We start from the raw sequence: 20326 nt of genomic DNA, 5'->3' as shown, positions 1-20326 counted from the left end.
ACGATTGCTTACATCATGATTTTTATACAATATAACAATATAAAGTGTAAATGAAATTATAACCCAGAAAAAAGGAGACTTTATGTTTTCTAAAAACTGATTTTTTAAACTTGCGATATCTTTAGATATATAAAAAATAAATGAAATAATGACTGTGGTTACTAGTATCTTACTTGAACTTTCTGTAATCGATATGATAGAAAATATATAAATAAAAGGTAGAAGTACCAGTAGGTCTGTTATTTTTTTTAATCTCGAAGACATAATTATACTTTACTATATGGGTTAATGTCACTCTCAGGGCGTGTTTTTAACAAACGTAAAATCCACATATATTGCTCTGGACGTTCGGTGACATACGCTTCAATACACTCATTCATCATTCGTGCGTCTTGTTGTTCATCACCTGTTGGGAATGGCAGGGGGGGATAAAAATCCAGTTCATAACTCCCGGTGTCAGTGTTAAACATCGCGAAAAGAGGAACAATTTTCGCTTTACTAAGGCTTGATATGCGGCCCAGCCCAGCAATGGTCGCTTTTTGAGTGGCAAAAAAATCGACAAACACACTGTGCTCACGGCCTAAATCTTCATCGGGTAAGTAGTAGCCTAAATAACCGTCTTTACGAACCGATTTTATAAATGGCTTAATGCCGACGCTACGATCGTAAACTCGCCCACCGTATTGCACACGCTGTTTATGCATCAACCAATCGGAGAGTAGATTGCTCTGGCTTTTTGCCATTGCTGAAACTGGTAATCCACGTGAAGCAAGCAAAATGGCCGGAATATCAATTGACCAAGTGTGGGGAACGAGAAGAATCACGTTCTCACCCTTTGCTAGTACCTGTTCAACATGCTCCAAACCACGCACGGTCGTTTGTTTTTCTAGCCACTGTTTACTTCTGAGTGTTGTCGAAGCAAAACTCATCAAAAACATCGTTGAAGTGACGTACATTTTGCTCAGAATAGCTTCACGTTCAGACTCCGTTTTATCTGGAAAGCACATCGCCAAATTCACTCTGGCGCGGTTATTGGCTTTACTTTTCACGTTAACGGCCAAACGAGCAAGTCCGTGGGCGATGGTACGTTTAAAGCTGGTAGGTAGAAAACTGATCAGACAAGCGATGAGGATCGCTAGCCATGTTCCCCAGTAACGAGGGTGAAAAAAACGCCATTGAAACTTAGGATTATAGGCGTATTGATCAAAGTCATTGCGCGGTAAAGACATAAACTACCCAGTATAAAAACGAGAATATTGTTTGAATTATCAGAAAAGTATAGCAGCTCCCTACAGTACGGAACAGAAACAATCTAACAAAATGATAGGCAATGCTATCTATAACGTTACGATATAAAAGGCGCCGTGATGGTCGCGGCGCAATTGTTACACCACGACTATGCAAGAGTAGAAGTAGAGGCTAAATAGCACTAGAGACTAATCACTTCCGAACAAATCACGGGTATACACTTTACTAGCACAATCTTTAAGATCATCGGTCATACGGTTAGAGACAATCACATCAGCCGCTTGCTTAAACGCATTTAAATCGTTGATCACTTGTGAATGGAAGAAATGACTCTCTTTGAGTACCGGCTCATAGACAATCACTTCAATTCCTTTGGCTTTTAAGCGTTTCATGATCCCTTGAATACTTGAAGCGCGGAAATTATCCGATCCTGTTTTCATGATCAGCCGATAGATACCAACCACCTTGGGATTACGTTTTAGTATTGAATCGGCAATAAAGTCTTTGCGAGTACGGTTGGCATCGACAATCGCGCCAATAATATTATTCGGCACCGCTTGATAATTGGCTAAGAGCTGTTTGGTATCTTTGGGTAGACAATAGCCGCCATAACCAAACGAAGGGTTGTTGTAGTGGTTACCAATTCGCGGATCCAATCCAACCCCTTCAATAATTTGTCGGCTATCTAAGCCATGCACTTCAGCATAAGTATCGAGTTCATTAAAATAAGCCACACGCATCGCCAGATAGGTATTGGAGAACAATTTTACCGCTTCGGCTTCAGTAGAATTGGTCAACAGTACAGGAACCTGATCTTTGATCGCTCCTGCCAATAATAGATTGGCAAACACCTGCGCCCGCTCACTCTGCTCACCGACAATAATGCGAGAGGGATACAAATTATCGTATAAGGCTTTTCCTTCACGCAAAAATTCAGGTGAAAAGAGAATATTCTCACATTGGAACTGCTGTTTAGCCTGTTCTGTATAACCAACCGGAACGGTAGATTTAATGACCATCACCGCATTAGGATTTATCGCCATCACATCACGAATCACCGCTTCAACAGAGGCGGTATTGAAGTAGTTGGTCGTTGGGTCATAATCTGTTGGCGTGGCAATAATCACAAAATCAGCGTCTTGATAAGCTTCGACTTTATCAAGAGTGGCAACAAAATTAAGATTTTTGTTACGCAGAAAATCCTCAATTTCGTGGTCAACAATGGGCGATTGCTTTTGGTTAAGCATTGCGACTTTTTCTTTAATGATATCAACGGCAACCACCTGATTGTGTTGAGCGAGTAACATGGCGTTTGATAAGCCCACGTAGCCTGTTCCTGCAACGGCTATTTTCACAGTATCATCCTCTCTCAACAAATTAATGATTAATGATCGCCATATACTCAGCGACACCTTCAGCAACGGTTTTGAACGTCACATCACAACCCGCGGCGCGTAATTTGGTTAAATCTGCTTGCGTATATTCTTGGTAAGCGCCTTTTAGATGTTCAGGGAAGGGAATGGTTTCTACTTGCCCTTTACCGTGATGCTTAATGACGGCATTGGCGACTTCGTTGAACGATTCAGCATGACCGGTACCGCAGTTAAAAATGCCTGATACGCCACTGTCCATAAACCATAAATTGACCGCTGCAACGTCGCCAACATAAACAAAATCACGTTTAAAGTGTTCGCTACCCGCAAACAGTTTTGGATTTTTCCCAGCGTTCATTTGATTATTTAAGTGAAAAGCGACCGAGGCCATTGAACCTTTGTGCTGCTCACGTGGGCCGTAGACGTTAAAGTAACGAAAGCCAGTAATTTGCGAGAGCTTCTCTTTATGCTCGGCAGCGTCTTGCCATAGGCGGCGGACATAGTTATCAAATTGCTGCTTGGAATAACCGTAAACGTTTAATGCACCTTCATATTGTGGCTCTTCAATAAAGGTATCGGTATCGCCATAGGTTGCCGCCGAGGAAGCATAAAGGAATGGGATTTCACGGTCGAGGCAGTAATGCAGTAGCTCTTTAGAGTATTCATAGTTATTGAGCATCACATATTTGCCATCCCACTCGGTCGTCGCAGAGCACGCACCTTCATGAAATACAGCATCAATCGGACCAAAATCATCCCCAGCCATAATCTGGGTCAGAAAATCATCACGATCCATATAGTCGGCAATGTTTAAGTCAACTAAGTTCTTGAACTTGCGGCCATTTTTCAAATGGTCTACCACTAAAATATCGCTAATGCCGCGTTCATTCAGGGCCTTGATAATATTGCTGCCAATCATGCCAGCACCGCCAGTGACGATGATCATAACCTGTTCTACCTTATGCTAAAAAGTCTCACAAAATAGTAGCAGGAAAGGGGGAGGTGGGGAAGGTTTAGGAATCTGGGACCTAGGTTCATAGGCCCTAGATCCTAGATTCTAGATTCTAGATTCTAGATCTCTATTTCTTTTATTCTTCTAACCATACCCACGTATAAGGTTGGCGCTTAAGCAAGTCTTGTTGATCTTGCTGGGCAGCGATGTTTTTGAGGAGTGGAATAAAATCAACCGAGAGATCTGACAGACTTGGTTTTGCTAAGTTCTGATGTTGATATAAAAAGGCTTCTTTTACTTCAGGTGATTCACTAACCATAAAGGAGACGCTTGTAGCTTTTTGCTCTAAACCCTCATCAATATCCGTATTATTAAACTTCAATATCGGTAGTGTTGATTGAATAGGTGTATAAAGTACCTGCCTTAGGGATCTGGTTGAGTCTATAGTAAGTGTTGCGCTTAATGATACTCGCTGAGCGCCCTCTGCTGCTGATAAACTCCCAGTATTAATGGTTAAGCATTGGCGCTGAGGGTCAGTAGTACACTTATTGAGTGTAGGCCGATTTGCTTCTGGTATCCGGTCGAACACTTTATCTGCATCAAGGCTGGCCCCCTTATTGACTGTGCCTTGAACAACGTGTGTTACCCCCCAGTAGGTGAAAGCGTTAGGGAGATCTTGTTTCCCCTCTAAATAGAGATAGTAATTGTCATCACCAACTCTCTCTGCATAACTAAATTTATCATTTATAACAATGCCATCTTTGATTAGTGGCTGCCATAAATAAGCATAATTAGCACGTGCTAATTGCTGCTTGCCGTTGACAAATAATAAGGCATTTTTAATAACTAAATCACTAGTCAATGTTGCATCATTATTATAGTCGATTATGAGATTTTCTTGATTATCGAGTCGTATTGAGTTGCCTTTGGTACCTCTTTGATTAAAATCGATAAATTTAAAGCTTCTTGGTGGAAGAAGTTGGTTACCTGATTCAGTTGTTTTATAAGTGATAGCGAGTAAGGGGAGCTGCTGGCTTACAAACTCTATTTCGTCCTCACCAGACTTATCTTGTAAATAATTTTCCGCTAAATCTGCGTTTAGATCTTGATATACCGTATTAAATCCCGAATATTGATGCTTTATACCAGCTGATTTTGGTGTGATAAATCCAGCGACTTCACGTTTTACTGGATTAGCATTGCTGGAACCTAAGCATGGATCGCTTGGTCTTTTAGCTTGATCGGTATATACAAAAAATGAATCAGGCAGTAGGACTTTTGCAAAAGTTGTGACATGACTAATACCGTTAGTATTAAATTTAGCAAAGCTTACGTAACCATCGTTAGGAATTTCATTTTGGGCAAAACTCAACTTATTTGATGATAAATTTGTATTTTCAAATATCTTCCGTACGCTTCCGTCATGATTGTGAATAATCACGCTGTAGTCTTTTGTGGGTTCAAGGGGATAGGCAATAATTTTATCGCGTGATCCATTTTCTTTTTCAGGGCCATACCCAAAAATTTGGCAGTTACCCGTAGTAGCTTGAAAATCAGTACCCAAAAAACTAATCGTATAATTTTTTACCGGTGGTGGCGTTGGGTTGCCAGAGTTGCCGCTCTCTCCGCCGCCGCAGCCGAATAGAGTAAGGGCGATAGCGCTGGTTATAATTTGTTTTTGCATTGTATGAAGTCTCTGAATGTCGCCAATTGACGTTGCTGAATCTCATTGATGAAAATAAAGCAAAAATCGGGCCATGAAAAGATCTTAGGACCTAGGACCTAGGCTCTAGGAAGAGCAGGTCCTAGGAAAAGCAACCCTAGAGCTTATAGCCTCCTAGAACCTAGAGCCTAGAACCTAGAACCTAGAACCTAGAACCTAGAACCTAGAACCTTCTATCGACTCACCGGCTTTTCATACCACGGGCTTCTTGCGTCAGTCATACCAAATAAACCATGTTGGCGAGAGAGCATTTGCCCACCATCGCGTTGAATTGGCATCCAACTGATCGCCGCGCGGTTGGTATTATGTTTAGCGGTCATCATCTCTAGTGGGACTGAGATATAAAAGCCTTTAGTAAAGCTTCCTTCACCAAATTCATCAGCAGAGAGGTCGGTTTTTGCCGCGAAAGCGCCGACAATCACGCCACTGGCAAACTGCTTAGAAAACTCGACGGTCACGCCAATATCTTCTGCCAAATAACGTCCAGTACTGATTTTTAATAAGCTGTTATCCAGTAACGACCAAAATTGCGGCTGCCAATATAATGTGGCATGGCCAGTGGCAGTACCGGTTTGCACTCGATAGTCTCGGTCAAATGTTTTATCGTAATGAGTTTCATCACGGTAAATCCCAAAGGCGGATCCCGCTTCCCGCTGTGCGACGTAGTTAATATCAACCCCAAATGCCCAGTTGTCATTAAGTGGTCGATAGAGCCATTCGGTTCCGACACCAGCAAACATGTTTTCTAAATAACCACCATAGAACTGGTTATACACACCACGACCTAAGTTATCAAAGTAAGTTAACTGAGCATGGTTAACTCGTATCGTGTCTTCTAAATACTCTCGACCGAGTGTACGAACGCGTTTTAAATCGGTACCATCGGGTGGCACGGTATAGTTAAATTTGTCGTAGTTATCGTAAATATTGCCGTATAAGCTGCCAGACAGTAGCCAGTGATCATTTAAGCGCCAACTGGCATCGGCGCGCACACCAATCGCATACAGATAAAAATTTTCAGAGCCACCAAACGATTGTTGCAATACTGGCGCGAGTCCAAAGTCCCATGCTTTATCTTGATGCGTATGTTGTTCGCCGACAATCGGCGAAGGCTCTTGCAGTGTGCTGGCATCACCAATATGGCTACCAATATAGGCTTGGTTCAGCACTTGATGAGCTTGCTCACGGTTAATGACGACTTCAGTTAATGGCTGTTGATTACGCGTTTCAATGATCCGCAGTTCATCGGTATCAATGCCACTATTAAGCACAACGCGCGCCACTCGTTCATGAGCTTCTTGGCGATCTCGATAGCGCTTTTGCTCGCCTGCCACTGTCACCGCGTTATCACTTTGGTAGAGCCTTACCGATTGATAACCGGCAACTTGAGCCACTTCTTCGGTCAAGGCTTGCCACTCTTCATTGCTGAGCTGAGTGCGAGGTTGATTTGGTTGATAAGCGGGTTTAGGTTCATCAAGCCACAATGGTTTGATATAAGAGAAATTACTGTGCAGTCTCACCCCTAGATTAAGCGTATTACCGCGCTCATAACTAAGGCGCACACTGGCCCAATCGGTCATCGCATAATTAAGCCCAACATTCCATGGCGTTGATTGGGTCATTGAGATTTTGCCCCTTTCAACCGGAAAATCACTGCGATAATCATTACCATCGTATTCGATTTTTAAGGTCAACGGCTGATAAGGAGTCTGATATTCAATGCCACCAAACAGAGCCATGCAGCCGGTAAACATGCGTTCTACATCAAAACTGCCCCCATTCGCTTTATAGTTAGTGTCTCGGCCACAGTCTACAGATAACGATTTATCGCCACGTAAATTCGCTCGATTACCAAGATAGCCCCAGCCCACCCCAAGAGTGAAATCAAGTGGTCCCCAGCGTTTACTGGCTGCTAGGTATTCACCATCGAACAGTCCTGTACCTGCAAAATCTTGAAAGCCAACGGAAATTTGAGGTAGCCAATAGCTCTCTTCTAGCAGGCGCACCTTCATATCAAACGATTTATCGGTGTATTTGGTATTGCCGCTAAAAGAGGGGTCTTCGCTATACAACAGGTCGTGCGCTTGGGCGTAACGAGCGGTGGTTTCTAACCATGGAAAAAGCTGGACAGAAACGGTATAGAAATCATAGACATCGTTATGGTTAAAGCCAACGCTAAATTCCCCTTCCGGCTGCATGCGCGCGCTGGGCATTTGCATTAATCCAGTGCCACCAAAATTCGATTGTGTATACTGATGTGCGGTGGCAGGGAGGGCCAGCAATAAGACACCGGTGTAGCTTAAATATTTAAAGAAACCGTTAGTTAACATCATCATGGTTACTCATTGGGCAAAAGGTGGCGAAGCAATTCAACCACTTGCTGATTGGTTTGATCTAACTCTGAGCGTGACAGAGAAGCGAGCAGGCTGCGTGTGAAGGGAACGTAGATAATCGCACCAGGTTGAACGGGTAGAGACTGCGAGTGCCAATAGCCAACCGGGTGAGATTGCACATCGCCGTTCGGCTGAATCACTACTACAGTACTTAATCTCGGGTTTATCCACTGTGCTTGCTGGGCATAATCTTTAGCACTGAAATTGGCTTGCCACTCAAAACGGGTTGGCTCGTTAATCGCTCCCCATACCGAGACACTCGCTTGGTCGCTGAGCAGCGGTAAGTGAAGAGCAAAATGTCCCTTCAATAATGGATTATGTCGATCAACAACACGAATCACATCTGGATCAAGAGGGATAAACTCACGCTGAGCAAATTCACGGCGTTGTAATTGGCTGCGCAATTGCTCCCAAGCTCGGGCTTGATCCGCCGAGATATTGTCTTGTTGCAGGGCTAGTTGTTTTAATACTTGCGCTTGATGAGTAAAAGGCGCATTGAGCGTAAATAGGGCAGCGCGTTGCCAATCGACCCGTAAGGTACTTAAGATGGGTTGCTGGGCGTGCAGCGCCTCCATCATCATCGCCTCTAAACGTACGGGACCTTCAGCAACCAAATTAAGCATCGGTGGAGCGGTTGAGATAGCCACTTGTGCGCTAAAGGTTGAATCATTGCTACGAGAGCCTGATATAGGATGAGAAACCGGTGTGCTTGCCAAACTAGATTGACTAACCAGAAGCCAGAATGGCACGAACAATAACGCAAAGCGCATGGTTTATTCTCCTGCAAAAGGTTTAGCAATGGATAAGGCCAGTTGAGACCCGTTTGGTCCCAAACGCTGTTCACTGGCAATCACTTTGCCGTTCGTTGGGTCGAGCCAATAGTGATTGGTATAGCGTTGCTTGGTCAGTGGCAATGAAATTTGCTCCTCGACCCAAATCAGTGATTGAGTGCCATTAGGTAAGGTTTTTTCTTGTTGCGGATGAATAATAAACGTCGAAACCGCGGGTTGCTGATGGCGCTGAGTATCTTGCCAGCTCAATTGATAACGCCAAGTTTTCGGTGTGCTATCGAGCAATAGATTTTGACTCAGTGGGTCGGGTTGATTGGCGTAGAGGTGCTGAATATTACCGACCACCACATTAACCGTTTTGGTAATCCGCCCAGCTTCAGTAACAATGAGCTCTTGCTGAGCAGAAATCCATTTTAAAGCCAGCGCGTTATGTTGACCGGGCTCATCCCAAGCTAACACTAACAAAGCATGAGGCGCGTTATCTAAGCTAGCAAATAAAGACGCATAAGGCAGCGTTTGGGCGTAATCCACGGTAGCTCGTTCATCACTGACCCCAAATAGGGCTACTGAGAGTGTTTCTGAAATATGTTGAGTTTGCGGCGCACAGCCGCTGAGCGCAAGCGTAACAATAAGCAAGCCGTGATGGGCTAAGCGCATATCACAATCCTTAAGACAGGCAAGTTGATAGAGAATAACGATAATATGGTGAGTTAATCAACAATATCAGAGGGAAAGTCATATAGCTTATACATATCTAAGTAAAGTTGAATGAATTTATGTATAAAAAAGCCGCGTCAAGCGGCTTTGAATGATGCTATACGAACTAAATTCGTTATTTTGGTTTAACCAAAGACGTAGTCGTAACAGTATCGTTATCGCTTGCTGCAACAGCGGCGACTGCTACTGCTGCTGCCATTACTGCTGCTGCCGTGCTTGCTGCCACGCCGCCAGCCGCTGCTGCGCTACCAGCTGCTGCGCCTGCAGAACCCGCGCCTGCGGTTGCTGTCGTTGCTGTTGTGGTTGTCCCTGTTGTGCCGCCTACGGCTCCTACTGTTTCAGCTGCAATTGCACCTTGTGCCATTGCAAATGTTGCCAGCAAAACCATTGCTGTTTTTTTCATAAGTTTCTCCATGGATCTTTAATGGTTAAAATAACATCGATGTTATGAAATGACAGGCATTCCGCGCCCATTGTAAGTACAAAAAAAAGCATTTGTAAACACAATACCTGTTAATGATAATTTAGTTGATAAAATAACCATTCATGAGCTTGATGATTGCTTTTAGTGTGAGGTTTGTCACGTTTTGTTGGTTGGGAAGTGTTTGCTTATCAACGCCAGTTTGTGATGTAATCCTGCGCTGAATTAATTGTTCCAACCTAATGCTTTAATTAGCAGCAGTAAATCTGGCTTTCATTTTCTGTTTAAGGTTGGCAACAAGGTTTTCAAACTAATTACAATGATTGCCCGGAATGCGTGTGACAGCGTAGGGCGGTAGCATGCCTAAAAATGAAGCAATATGATGTTCAGTCATCTTTTGTTGCTAACTCAGACTTGGCAATCAAAGCCAAGCAATAATAAAGTATAGAACCACAAGGTTCATTTACCAATAAGAGTTATTTAAATATCATGGCAAACACCTATATTTCAGGCATTAGCGCCCTAACGTCAGGCCGATGCATTCCCCCTCTTTTAGCACTTGCAACCTGTTTTGCTGGCGCATCTGCTCATGCTGATACTTACTTCGGTTTTAACGGCCTCTATAGTAGTAGTGAGTTTCGTAGCCACACTTGGCAAGAAGCTTCTCCCCTTTTAGCACAAGCGCAAATTGGTTATTTTTTCAATGATTATCTTGCTATTGAAGCCCGCCACGCGGCGAGTGTTAAGCGTGATGCAGGTTTAGCCATTGACAGCCTATCAAGTGCCTTTATCAAAGCTAATATCCCCGTAACTCCTCGTACTTCAGTTTATGCCCTTGGCGGTTACAGCTATGTGAGTGCTGATTATCGCAATCAATCACATTATGACGACAGCATAAGTTTTGGTTTGGGGGTTCACTATGCATTGAGCTCAACCAGTGCCATCACCAGTGAGTGGATTAACTATTTGCATGGTGATGACGTTCGTTTAAGCGCACTTCAGCTGGGTATTCAATTTAAGTTCTAAAAACTAGAATCTCAATACTCAGACCTCAAAACAAAGACCTATTCAACCATCGGAAACTGCCATGTTTAAAGGACGCTTTACCCTTTTTGCGCCGCTATTACTTTGTTTATTAGCTAGCCAAGCTATTGCTCAAGGTCCAACGCCAGCACAGATCAACATGTTTCAAAATCTTCCAGCCAGTCAGCAACAAGCGCTAGCGGATCAATTTGGTGTTGATTTATCGCAGGCACAAGCACAAGCGACAAATAGCGAGTCACCTAGTCAGCTAGAAGAGGCTGCAACGCAAGAACCAAGAGACTCAGAAGATGATGAGCTGAATAAAAACAAAGAAAATAATGGCAAAGCGAATGGTTTAAAGCGCTTTGGCTTGGGTTTATTTGCCTCTTCGCCTTCTACCTTTGCTCCGACGAATGACTCCCCTGTACCCAGTGATTATCCTGTCGGCCCTGGAGATGAAATTGTCGTGCAACTGTTTGGTAAAGTGAATGTTACTCATCGGTTGTTGGTTAACCGAGAAGGGGTGATCAATTTTCCTACTTTAGGCCCTATCTCTGTGGCAGGGTTAGCTTTTAGTGATGTGAGAGCTAGCATTACGCAACGCGTTCAAGAGCAAATGATCGGTGTGCGTAGCGATATCACTTTAGGCCAATTACGTAGTATGCAGATCTTTGTAATGGGTGAAGCACATAAACCTGGTGCTTATACCGTGAGTGCTTTAACTACCCTATCACAAGCGATTTATCACAGTGGTGGTTTTAACAACAGTGGTGCATTACGTAACGTTCAGCTTAAACGTGATGGTCAAGTCGTGCAAATTTTAGATATGTACGATCTGTTACTGAAAGGCGATACCAGCAGTGATGTCCGCCTACTGCCGGGCGATGTGGTTTGGATTGCTCCGGTAGCCGATGTGGTAACCATTGAAGGACAAGTGCAACGTCCTGCTATATATGAGATCAAGTCGGGAGAAACCTATCAAGATTTAATCGCCATGGCAGGCGGATTGCGTATCAATGCGTTTGCTGAGCGTAGTCAAGTTAAACGTTTATTGTCAGGAGAAAGTGTCGAACTGATTGACCTCAATTTGACCGATATCCGTGTACTCAATCAACCTGCTCGTCGCGGTGATATTCTTACGGTTGCCACCCGCACTAATCCTTTAACTAATGTAATACAAGTGATAGGGGATGTCAGTCATCCAGGATTGCTCGAGTGGCGTGATGGCATGACTATTAGCGACGTCTTTCAATCTCAAGACAGCGCTTTTAATCCAACGGCTGATTTAGATTATGCGCTGGTGGTTAGAGAAATTAATCATCAACGTGACATTAAAGTTTTACAATTTAGCCTAGCGGATGCGTTACTCAATCCTGCAGGAACAAATAATCTCTCGCTTAATAATGGCGATCAACTGATTATTTTTAGCCGTAATGGTGTTGATCGCGATAACGGCACCACAGAAGAAACCATTCAATCTTTAGATCAAGCTCAGCGTCAAGCTCGTCAAGATAAACAAGAGATCAGTGCCCAGTTAGTTATAGATAGTAACCAAGCCACCAATTCACGTCGTGCGCTATTAGCCCCTGTACTGTTTCGCTTACAACAACAAGCACGTTACGGCGAGCCAGCACCAATTGTTGAGCTAGTGGGTGAACTACGTTACCCAGGTCGTTACCCGATAACTCAACAGCATGATTTAAACAGCTTACTTACTGCTGCTGGTGGCTTAACCGCCAATGCTTACAGTGCCCGTGCTGAGCTAACCCGCGCAGCGATTAACCAAGCGGATAACCGAGCCAATATTGAGCAAGTTAACTTAACCGCCGTGCTTAATGGGGATTATCAAGTGGTCGTTAAGCCACGAGATAGGCTAAGCGTATTTGAACGACCAGATGTCCGCCAGCAAAATACCATCACTTTGCAAGGTGAAGTTCGCTTCCCGGGCAATTATACCGTGCTGCCTGGGGATACCTTAGCGCAAGTGATTGAGCGGGCTGGTGGCTTAACCGAGTTTGCTCACCCACAAGGTGCAGTGTTTACCCGTGAAGCATTGCGTTTGCAAGAGCAAAAACTGCTCACTCAATACGCGGCAGATATGCGCCGCGAAGTCGCCAAAAAAAGCTTTAATGCCGATAGTCGTGTTTCAAGTGTAATATCTAATCCAGATAAAACCTTAGCCTTTATTGAAGAAGCGACCAAAAGTCGTGCCCTAGGGCGTATGGTAGTGCAACTCGATGAAGTGATTGCTGGTCAGCCAAGTGCCAATTTTATGCTCGAAGATGGTGACTTTTTATACGTGCCTAAGTTCCGTAATACCATTTCGATCATGGGTGAAGTACAAGTGGGGATCACCTACTTACTCGACCCAAGTTTAACCGTGAAAGATTACATCAACCGCGCCGGTGGTATTAAGAAGCAAGCGGATGAGGGGCGTATTTTTGTGGTCCGTGCTGACGGCTCGGTCTTTACCCCCAACACCAGTTTCTGGTTCGGTCGCCGCAATGAAACGTTAAACCCAGGTGATACGATTGTCGTCCCAGTGGATACCGATTACCGCGACGCGCTTAATGTTTGGACCGCCGCAACGCAAATCTTGTATCAAACCGGTGTAGCGGTAAATGCGTTGAAGTAATAGACACGAGAGCGTTGCTAACGCAACTTACTAGAGCGGCCTAACGGCCTGCTAGAATCTAGCTTCTCGCAGTCGCGCAGCGACGCTCTAGCAGGGCGCAGCCCGCTCTTTCTTCACCAGACCCTAAACCTGAAGAACCTATGAACACACAAATGACCCAAAACAACCCACCATACCAACCAGATGCGCAATTCGCGCCGCTGCCGCGGCACGAAGACGAAATCGACTTACGCGAACTCTTCATCGCCCTCTGGAAAGGCAAATGGATCATCATCGCCACCACCTTTATCTTTGCCGTGGGTGCGGTGTTTTACGCCCTTAGCCAACCTAATACTTATAAAGCCGATGCTTTATTGGCTCCGGCAGACAGCGGAGAAGGGGGCGGTCTCTCGCGGATGGCAGGCCAACTGGGTGGCCTAGCCGCATTAGGGGGCGTTAATTTGGGTAGCGGACAAATCACGCAAACTGAGTTAGCTGCCCAAGTGATGCAATCGCGTCAGTTTTTAGAATACTTTATTGATAAGCACAATCTCTGGGTGCCGTTAATGGCCAGCAAAGAATGGGATGCAGATAATAACCAGCTAGTGATTAATCAAGAAGTTTACGACTCGCAAACTCAAACTTGGTTACGTGAACCGCAAGGCTTGCGTGGCGCTAAGCCCACTGCTCAAGAAGCTATTCAAGCCTTTAAAGACATGTTTAGCGTCAATTCCAGTCGCGATACTGGTTTATATACGGTAAGTATTACTCATCTTTCCCCTTATATTGCCCAGCAGTGGGTGAGTTTATTGGTGGATGATATTAACCAAGTGATGCGTCAGCGCACCATTACTGAGGCCACTAGAAACCTCGCTTATCTGCAAGAACAGCTGCAACGCACCTCCATTGCCGCCATGCAAGCGACTTTTTATTCGCTGATTGAAGAGCAAACCAAAACCCTGATGTTGGCGGAAGCGCAAGATGAGTTTGTATTTAAGCTGATTGACCCAGCAGTCGTGCCAGAGCTAAAAGATGGCCCGAAACGCGCGCTGATTTTTGTGTTAGGCACGCTACTCGGCGGTATGCTTGGCGTAGCGATTGTATTAGTAAGGTTTGCGTTTAGAAGAGAAGATGAAGTTGAGGCGCTTGAGCCGAGAAGCTAGAGCGGCCTAAAGGCCTGCTAGAGTCTAGAATGGGTTTTACGCTTTTATAGAATCTAGAGCTGAGTTTACGCCTTTATAGAGTCTAGCTTCTCGAAGTCGCGTAGCGACGCTCTAGCAGGGCGCAGCCCGCTCTTAAGTCTTATAGGATTAATAATGAAAATTCTTGTCACCGGTGGCGCGGGCTTTATTGGCTCCGCGGTTATTCGCCATATTATTCAAAATACCCAAGATAGTGTGGTTAACCTTGATAAGTTGACCTACGCAGGTAATCTAGAATCGTTAGCGTTAGTTGCAGACAGTGAACGCTATGCTTTCGAACAAGTCGATATTTGTAACCGCGCTGAACTGGATCGTGTCTTTGCCTTGCATCAACCGGATGCAGTCATGCACCTAGCTGCTGAGTCTCATGTTGACCGTTCTATTGATGGTCCTGCTGCTTTCATTGAAACTAATATTGTTGGTACTTATACGCTATTAGAAGCCACCCGTAGTTATTGGAATGGCTTAGAAGAAGAGTGCAAAGCCGCGTTTCGTTTTCATCATATCTCGACTGATGAAGTGTATGGTGACTTGCCACATCCAGATGAAGTTGAGAATAATGATGAATGTTTAATGGTGAATGGTGAATTAACTCAAGACAATTCAACATTGCCACATCTGCCTCTGTTTACTGAAACTACCGCTTATGCGCCATCAAGCCCGTATTCAGCCTCTAAAGCTTCCTCTGATCATTTAGTTCGCGCGTGGCTACGTACTTATGGTTTACCCACCATAGTTACCAACTGCTCAAATAACTATGGCCCGTACCATTTCCCTGAGAAGCTGATTCCGCTGGTGATCTTAAATGCCTTAGAAGGTAAGCCATTACCGGTTTATGGTCAGGGTAATCAAATTCGTGATTGGCTGTATGTCGAAGACCATGCCCGTGCACTGTACAAAGTGGTAACAGAAGGCAAAGTGGGTGAGACCTACAATATCGGCGGCCATAATGAGAAGCAGAACATTGAAGTGGTAAAAACCATTTGTGCGATTATGGATCAACTGGTGCCGATGGAGCAGCGTGGCTACCCAGTCAACACTCAACATGCATCATTAATCACTCATGTTAAAGATCGTCCTGGGCATGATAGACGCTATGCGATTGATGCAAGTAAAATGCAAAAAGAACTTGGTTGGACGCCACTTGAAACGTTTGAAACCGGACTGCTAAAAACCGTGCAATGGTATCTAGATAACCAACAATGGTGCCAAAATGTGCAAGATGGTAGCTATCAACGTGAACGGCTCGGTAGTTGTTAATGATTAATGGTGAATGTTTAATTGGTAATGGTTAGCTGATAATGCTGAATGTTGGGGGAGTGGATGAGCTCGAATCTGGTGTTGGACAAAGCGTTTCAATTTGCGGTTCGAATCGTCAAGCTAAACCAATATTTAGTTAAAACACATAAAGAATATGTGCTGACTAAACAACTATTACGATCGGGTACATCAATTGGTGCCAATATCAATGAAGCGCAAGCCGCACAAAGTCATGCAGACTTTATTGCAAAAATGTCGATTGCTAGTAAAGAAGCCAGAGAAACCCATTATTGGTTAAAGCTGTTGTGTCAAACCGATTACTTAAATCAGAAAGATGAACATGTTGTAACCTTACTCACTCAGAGTGAAGAGCTGATAAAAATGCTTACCAGCATTGTTAAAACCGCCCAGCAAACTCAAAAGCAGTAAACCAAGCTATTTCATTCCATTCAATATTAACCAAGTAACATTAAAATTATTAAGCATTAATCATGGAATTAAACATTCAACAATCAACATTAAACACTCAACACAATACCAAGGGGATTGTGTTGGCCGGCGGCTCCGGCACTCGCCTTTATCCCATCACCATGGGAGTTTCTAAACAGCTGCTACCAGTTTACGATAAACCGATGATCTACTATCCGTTGTCAGTATTAATGCTCGCGGGTATTCGTGAGATTTTGATCATCACCACCCCAGAAGATCAAGCCAGTTTTCAACGTTTATTGGGCGATGGCAGCCAGTTTGGTATTGCTCTTGAATATGCAGTGCAAGAGTCACCCGATGGCCTTGCGCAAGCTTTTATTATTGGTGAAGCGTTTATTGGCGATTCCTCAGTCTGTTTAGTGCTGGGCGATAATATATTTTGGGGACAAGGTTTCCGTTCTAAGTTGCAACAAGCGGTTGCTAATGCAAATAATGGCCAAGGGGCAACGGTGTTTGGCTATCAAGTTAAAGACCCTGAGCGTTTTGGTGTGGTCGAGTTTGATGATAATAAACGTGCCATTTCCATTGAAGAAAAACCCAGCCAACCGAAAAGCAACTTTGCCGTTACTGGGCTGTATTTTTACGATAATCAGGTAGTAAAACTGGCCAAAGAGGTGCAGCCTTCAGCGCGTGGTGAGCTAGAAATTACCTGCCTTAATGAGATGTACTTAAAACGTAATCAACTTAATGTGGAATTACTCGGTCGTGGCTACGCTTGGCTTGATACCGGCACCCATGAGAGTTTATTAGAAGCCGCGCAGTTTGTGGAAACCATTGAAAAACGCCAAGGCTATAAAGTCGCTTGTTTAGAAGAGATTGCGTATAGCCAACAGTGGTTGTCTACTCAAGAAGTGGCAGCGCGTGCAGAGTTGATGGCTAAAAATGGGTATGGACAGTATTTATTCTCTTTAGTGTGCTAAGTAAGGATCACCAATGGCCTATTTAACAGATATACAACTCAAACAGTTTGGATTTAAATCACTTGGGAAAAATATAAAAATCAGTGATAAGGCAAGCATATATAATCCTGAGCTAATTGAAATCGATGATAACTCAAGAATTGATGATTTCTGTGTCATTTCTGGAAAAGTTAAAATTGGAAGAAATGTACATATTGCACCTTTTTGTCTGCTAGCTGGTGGAGAAAAAGGTATTACATTAGAAGATTTCTCAGGTTTAGCTTATCAAGTTCAGGTATTTACCCAATCAGATGATTACAGTGGTTTAACTTTGACGAACCCAACAGTCCCTGCTGAATTTAAAAATGAAATAAAGCGAGAAGTGGTAATTTCACGGCACGTTATAGTAGGTGCTGGTTCCATAATAATGCCTGGTGTTATTTTAAATGAGGGTACTTCGGTTGGAGCCATGTCATTAATTAGAAAGTCTACAGATAGCTGGTCAATATATTTAGGAAATCCTGCAAAAAAAATTAAAGATCGTAAAAAAGATCTTCTCCAGTTAGAACAACAATATTTAGAGAATGACTCAAATGATTCCATTTAATAAACCATATCTGCATGGTAAAGAGTTAGTTAATATTGCTCAATCTGTCGCTACAGGCAAAATATCTGGTGATGGTGCGTTTACTAGCAAATGTCATGAATTTTTTGAGCAACGTTATCATTTCAAAAAAGTACTAATGACTACGTCGTGTACTGATGCTTTAGAAATGGCAGCTATTTTGCTAGATATTCAGCCTGATGATGAGGTCATTGCGCCATCTTACACTTTTGTTTCTACCGTAAATGCCTTTGCCTTGCGCGGTGCAAAAATAGTTTTTGCTGATAGCTATGCTGATCATCCTAATATTGATCCTCAGCATATCGAGAAGCTGATTACACCAAAAACCAAAGCGATTGTTGTTGTTCATTATGCCGGTGTTGCTTGTGATATGGACTCGATTATGGCTTTAGCGAAGCAATACGACATTCCCGTAGTAGAAGATGCGGCGCAAGCGATTGATAGTTACTACAAAGGACGTCCGCTTGGTAGTATTGGCACGTTTGGTACATTTTCATTCCACGAAACTAAAAACATAATTGCAGGGGAAGGTGGTCTTCTCGCGATTAATGATCAAAAATACATTCAGCGTGCGGAAATTATTCGTGAGAAAGGCACTAACCGATCTTCATTTTTCCGTGGGGAAGTTGCTAAATATGGTTGGGTAGATATTGGTTCATCATTTTTACCCTCCGATATTATTGCCGCGTATCTCTATGCTCAGCTTGAGAATATTGATGATATTCAAGCAAGACGTAAAGCGATTTGGCAACGGTATTATGATAATCTGAATAACGTGTTAACTGGTTCAGGTATTGAGTTACCGTCAGTTGCAGATTACTCGACTAATAATGCGCATATGTTTTATTTAGTTTGTGAAAACCTTGAGCAACGTACATCATTAATTGAATCTTTGAAAGATAATGGTATATATGCCGTTTTCCACTATTTGTCATTACATCAAAGTGAATATTATCAAGCTAAATATAGCGGAAGTGATTTGCCAAACTCTGACAAATTTACCGATACACTAGTTAGGTTGCCGTTGTTTTATGAGCTGACTGATGAGCAGGTTGATTATGTTTGTAATATGATTTCAAAATTTGTTAAAACTCTATAAGTATGAGCGATTCTATTAATCAAGGGTATATGAAGAGTTTAGTATTTTGAATATTAAAAAAATTATACATTTCTCTATAGGACCTATTGGAGCCGCCGCATTAAGCTTAATTACCTTACCTTTTGTAGCATGGTTTTTTAGTGTTGAAGATGTTGGCCGGTTAACCATGTTACAAGTAACGCTTGGTTTAAGCGTGTCATTATTTAGCCTAGCCATGCATCAAGCTTATGTACGTGAGTATCATGAAGAGGATGATAAAGCTGCATTATTTAAACATGCAGTATTACCAGGCATGGTTATTTTAACAGTATGTTTAATGTTTCTAATTTTTTCACCGTGGTCTATCTCTAAATTACTATTTGATATTGATTCAAGTTTACTTACTTGGTTACTCATAATTGGTGTCTACTGCAGCTACTTTATTAATTTTTTTGCTCATGTTGTACGTATGGAAGAGAGGGGCTTAGTTTTTTCGGCAACCCAAATTCTCCCTAAACTATTGTTGCTTATTTTTATTGGCTTTATATTTTTTCTTAATTTATGCGCCGAATTTCAAACACTGATGTTAATGAATGTACTTGCTGTTGGAAGTTCGGTCAGTATTTTTGCATGGTGGACCAGATCAACGTGGTTACCCGCTATACTAAAACCGCTTGATCGTGAACTCTTACATAGAATGTTAACCTTTAGTTTACCACTGGTTGCTGGTGGTATGGCTTACTGGGGTTTAACAACCATGGATAGGTTCTTTTTACGCAGTTTTTCAGGCTTTGAGGAGTTAGGAGTCTATGCACTGTCGGTATCACTTGCTGGAGCTGTATCAGTGATATCAACAATATTTTCAAATCTTTGGCATCCGATTCTCTACAAGTGGGTAAAAAACGGCGTTGATAAACAAAAAGTATTAAACGTAATCGAATGCATGCTGCTTGCAGTGTTTTTAATCTGGTCTTTAGTTGGAATGTTCTCATTTGTTTTGGTTTATTTTTTACCACCAGAATATTCGGCTATTGAATACTTAATTGTCGCTTGTATTGCTATGCCACTCTTTACGATGTTATCAGAAACAACCGGTGTTGGTATTGGTATAACTCGCCGTTCTTCCTTTTCTATGCTTGCTTCTATATCGGCATTTGTAGTTAATGCAATATTAAATTATATTTTAATACCTGATTTTGGATCATCTGGTGCGGCCATTGCTACACTACTAGCGTTTTTTACTTATTTTGTTGTAAGAACAGAAGCAACTGCAAAGCTTTGGTGGCATTTTCCTAGAGTTAAAATTTATTTTGTTTCTACTTTATATATATCCGCTACCATAATCATGATTATAATGGAATCTAAATTTGAATTTTTCATACTATATTGGCTTTTCTTATTTTTATTGGTTTTTATAGTTTATTTTAATAGGTTTAAATATGTTACTTTTAAGTTTTATAAATATCTTGGAAAAATACATTAATCAACATTAAAAAATTAAGTAATATTAATCATTAA

Annotated in this window: 17 protein-coding genes; 9 read left to right on the top strand and 8 right to left on the bottom strand. The window is 42.7% G+C overall.

Annotated elements, in window-relative coordinates; all coding sequences use genetic code 11:
* Positions 1 to 266: 266 nt before the first annotated feature.
* The 8 genes from lpxM to FKQ60_RS10155 all read right to left on the bottom strand — a co-directional run bounded on the left by lpxM (position 267) and on the right by FKQ60_RS10155 (position 9600).
* Positions 267 to 1229, bottom strand: coding sequence for a lauroyl-Kdo(2)-lipid IV(A) myristoyltransferase (gene lpxM, locus FKQ60_RS10190; protein WP_170906452.1), 963 nt, complete (start codon positions 1227 to 1229; stop codon positions 267 to 269).
* A gap of 207 nt (positions 1230 to 1436) precedes the next feature.
* The gene (locus FKQ60_RS10185) at positions 1437 to 2603 is read right to left on the bottom strand and encodes a nucleotide sugar dehydrogenase (RefSeq protein WP_170906451.1); all 1167 of its coding nucleotides are present in this window, start codon (positions 2601 to 2603) and stop codon (positions 1437 to 1439) included.
* A 22-nt stretch (positions 2604 to 2625) separates the two neighbouring features.
* Entirely contained in the window at positions 2626 to 3567 is a 942-nt protein-coding gene (gene rfaD / locus FKQ60_RS10180; RefSeq protein WP_170906450.1) for an ADP-glyceromanno-heptose 6-epimerase, read from the bottom strand.
* A gap of 142 nt (positions 3568 to 3709) precedes the next feature.
* Entirely contained in the window at positions 3710 to 5257 is a 1548-nt protein-coding gene (locus tag FKQ60_RS10175) for a hypothetical protein (protein WP_170906449.1), read from the bottom strand.
* Between the two features lie 212 nt (positions 5258 to 5469).
* Complete coding sequence (locus tag FKQ60_RS10170) at positions 5470 to 7632, bottom strand: YjbH domain-containing protein (RefSeq protein ID WP_170906448.1); 2163 nt, start codon at positions 7630 to 7632, stop codon at positions 5470 to 5472.
* Positions 7633 to 7634: 2 nt separating this feature from the next.
* Positions 7635 to 8459, bottom strand: a complete 825-nt coding sequence (locus FKQ60_RS10165) for a capsule biosynthesis GfcC D2 domain-containing protein (protein ID WP_170906447.1) — start codon at positions 8457 to 8459, stop codon at positions 7635 to 7637.
* A gap of 3 nt (positions 8460 to 8462) precedes the next feature.
* Positions 8463 to 9137 (bottom strand): YjbF family lipoprotein, encoded by a 675-nt coding sequence (locus FKQ60_RS10160; RefSeq protein ID WP_170904915.1) that lies wholly within the window; start codon positions 9135 to 9137, stop codon positions 8463 to 8465.
* A 175-nt stretch (positions 9138 to 9312) separates the two neighbouring features.
* The gene (locus FKQ60_RS10155) at positions 9313 to 9600 is read right to left on the bottom strand and encodes a hypothetical protein (protein ID WP_170904916.1); all 288 of its coding nucleotides are present in this window, start codon (positions 9598 to 9600) and stop codon (positions 9313 to 9315) included.
* A gap of 507 nt (positions 9601 to 10107) precedes the next feature.
* Between FKQ60_RS10155 and FKQ60_RS10150 the strand changes: the two genes are divergently transcribed.
* The 9 genes from FKQ60_RS10150 (at position 10108) to FKQ60_RS10110 (ending at position 20291) form a co-directional block, all read left to right on the top strand.
* Positions 10108 to 10644 (top strand): outer membrane beta-barrel protein, encoded by a 537-nt coding sequence (locus FKQ60_RS10150; RefSeq protein ID WP_170906446.1) that lies wholly within the window; start codon positions 10108 to 10110, stop codon positions 10642 to 10644.
* A 61-nt stretch (positions 10645 to 10705) separates the two neighbouring features.
* Positions 10706 to 13276, top strand: coding sequence for an SLBB domain-containing protein (locus tag FKQ60_RS10145; RefSeq protein WP_170906445.1), 2571 nt, complete (start codon positions 10706 to 10708; stop codon positions 13274 to 13276).
* Between the two features lie 152 nt (positions 13277 to 13428).
* Positions 13429 to 14418, top strand: a complete 990-nt coding sequence (locus tag FKQ60_RS10140) for a Wzz/FepE/Etk N-terminal domain-containing protein (protein ID WP_249374290.1) — start codon at positions 13429 to 13431, stop codon at positions 14416 to 14418.
* Between the two features lie 153 nt (positions 14419 to 14571).
* Positions 14572 to 15717 (top strand): dTDP-glucose 4,6-dehydratase, encoded by a 1146-nt coding sequence (locus FKQ60_RS10135; RefSeq protein WP_170906443.1) that lies wholly within the window; start codon positions 14572 to 14574, stop codon positions 15715 to 15717.
* 63 nt (positions 15718 to 15780) lie between these two features.
* Positions 15781 to 16146 carry a four helix bundle protein gene (locus tag FKQ60_RS10130; protein ID WP_170906442.1) on the top strand — a complete coding sequence of 122 codons (366 nt, stop codon included), beginning with the start codon at positions 15781 to 15783 and terminating at the stop codon, positions 16144 to 16146.
* A gap of 62 nt (positions 16147 to 16208) precedes the next feature.
* Positions 16209 to 17126 (top strand): glucose-1-phosphate thymidylyltransferase RfbA, encoded by a 918-nt coding sequence (gene rfbA, locus FKQ60_RS10125; protein WP_170906441.1) that lies wholly within the window; start codon positions 16209 to 16211, stop codon positions 17124 to 17126.
* 13 nt (positions 17127 to 17139) lie between these two features.
* Positions 17140 to 17712, top strand: coding sequence for an acyltransferase (locus FKQ60_RS10120; RefSeq protein ID WP_170906440.1), 573 nt, complete (start codon positions 17140 to 17142; stop codon positions 17710 to 17712).
* Entirely contained in the window at positions 17699 to 18829 is a 1131-nt protein-coding gene (rffA, locus tag FKQ60_RS10115; RefSeq protein ID WP_170906439.1) for a dTDP-4-amino-4,6-dideoxygalactose transaminase, read from the top strand. The genes FKQ60_RS10120 and rffA overlap by 14 nt, the downstream gene beginning before the upstream one ends.
* Positions 18830 to 18875: 46 nt before the next feature.
* Complete coding sequence (locus FKQ60_RS10110; RefSeq protein ID WP_249374289.1) at positions 18876 to 20291, top strand: oligosaccharide flippase family protein; 1416 nt, start codon at positions 18876 to 18878, stop codon at positions 20289 to 20291.
* Positions 20292 to 20326: the final 35 nt, after the last annotated feature.

Source organism: Vibrio sp. A11, from assembly GCF_013048705.1.
Taxonomy (GTDB): domain Bacteria; phylum Pseudomonadota; class Gammaproteobacteria; order Enterobacterales; family Vibrionaceae; genus Vibrio; species Vibrio metschnikovii.
Note: the sequence above shows the minus strand (reverse complement) of the source record. Positions and strands in the feature narration are given on the sequence as shown.

What these genes read in the sequence shown, in the direction of transcription:
- FKQ60_RS10155 (WP_170904916.1), bottom strand. Translation starts at nt 9,600, where the DNA reads ATGAAAAAAACAGCAATGGTTTTGCTGGCAACATTTGCAATGGCACAA.
- rffA (WP_170906439.1), top strand. Translation starts at nt 17,699, where the DNA reads ATGATTCCATTTAATAAACCATATCTGCATGGTAAAGAGTTAGTTAAT.
- rfaD (WP_170906450.1), bottom strand. Translation starts at nt 3,567, where the DNA reads ATGATCATCGTCACTGGCGGTGCTGGCATGATTGGCAGCAATATTATC.
- FKQ60_RS10145 (WP_170906445.1), top strand. Translation starts at nt 10,706, where the DNA reads ATGTTTAAAGGACGCTTTACCCTTTTTGCGCCGCTATTACTTTGTTTA.
- FKQ60_RS10130 (WP_170906442.1), top strand. Translation starts at nt 15,781, where the DNA reads ATGAGCTCGAATCTGGTGTTGGACAAAGCGTTTCAATTTGCGGTTCGA.
- FKQ60_RS10160 (WP_170904915.1), bottom strand. Translation starts at nt 9,137, where the DNA reads ATGCGCTTAGCCCATCACGGCTTGCTTATTGTTACGCTTGCGCTCAGC.
- lpxM (WP_170906452.1), bottom strand. Translation starts at nt 1,229, where the DNA reads ATGTCTTTACCGCGCAATGACTTTGATCAATACGCCTATAATCCTAAG.
- FKQ60_RS10150 (WP_170906446.1), top strand. Translation starts at nt 10,108, where the DNA reads ATGGCAAACACCTATATTTCAGGCATTAGCGCCCTAACGTCAGGCCGA.
- FKQ60_RS10170 (WP_170906448.1), bottom strand. Translation starts at nt 7,632, where the DNA reads ATGATGATGTTAACTAACGGTTTCTTTAAATATTTAAGCTACACCGGT.
- rfbA (WP_170906441.1), top strand. Translation starts at nt 16,209, where the DNA reads ATGGAATTAAACATTCAACAATCAACATTAAACACTCAACACAATACC.
- FKQ60_RS10120 (WP_170906440.1), top strand. Translation starts at nt 17,140, where the DNA reads ATGGCCTATTTAACAGATATACAACTCAAACAGTTTGGATTTAAATCA.
- FKQ60_RS10135 (WP_170906443.1), top strand. Translation starts at nt 14,572, where the DNA reads ATGAAAATTCTTGTCACCGGTGGCGCGGGCTTTATTGGCTCCGCGGTT.
- FKQ60_RS10140 (WP_249374290.1), top strand. Translation starts at nt 13,429, where the DNA reads ATGACCCAAAACAACCCACCATACCAACCAGATGCGCAATTCGCGCCG.
- FKQ60_RS10175 (WP_170906449.1), bottom strand. Translation starts at nt 5,257, where the DNA reads ATGCAAAAACAAATTATAACCAGCGCTATCGCCCTTACTCTATTCGGC.
- FKQ60_RS10165 (WP_170906447.1), bottom strand. Translation starts at nt 8,459, where the DNA reads ATGCGCTTTGCGTTATTGTTCGTGCCATTCTGGCTTCTGGTTAGTCAA.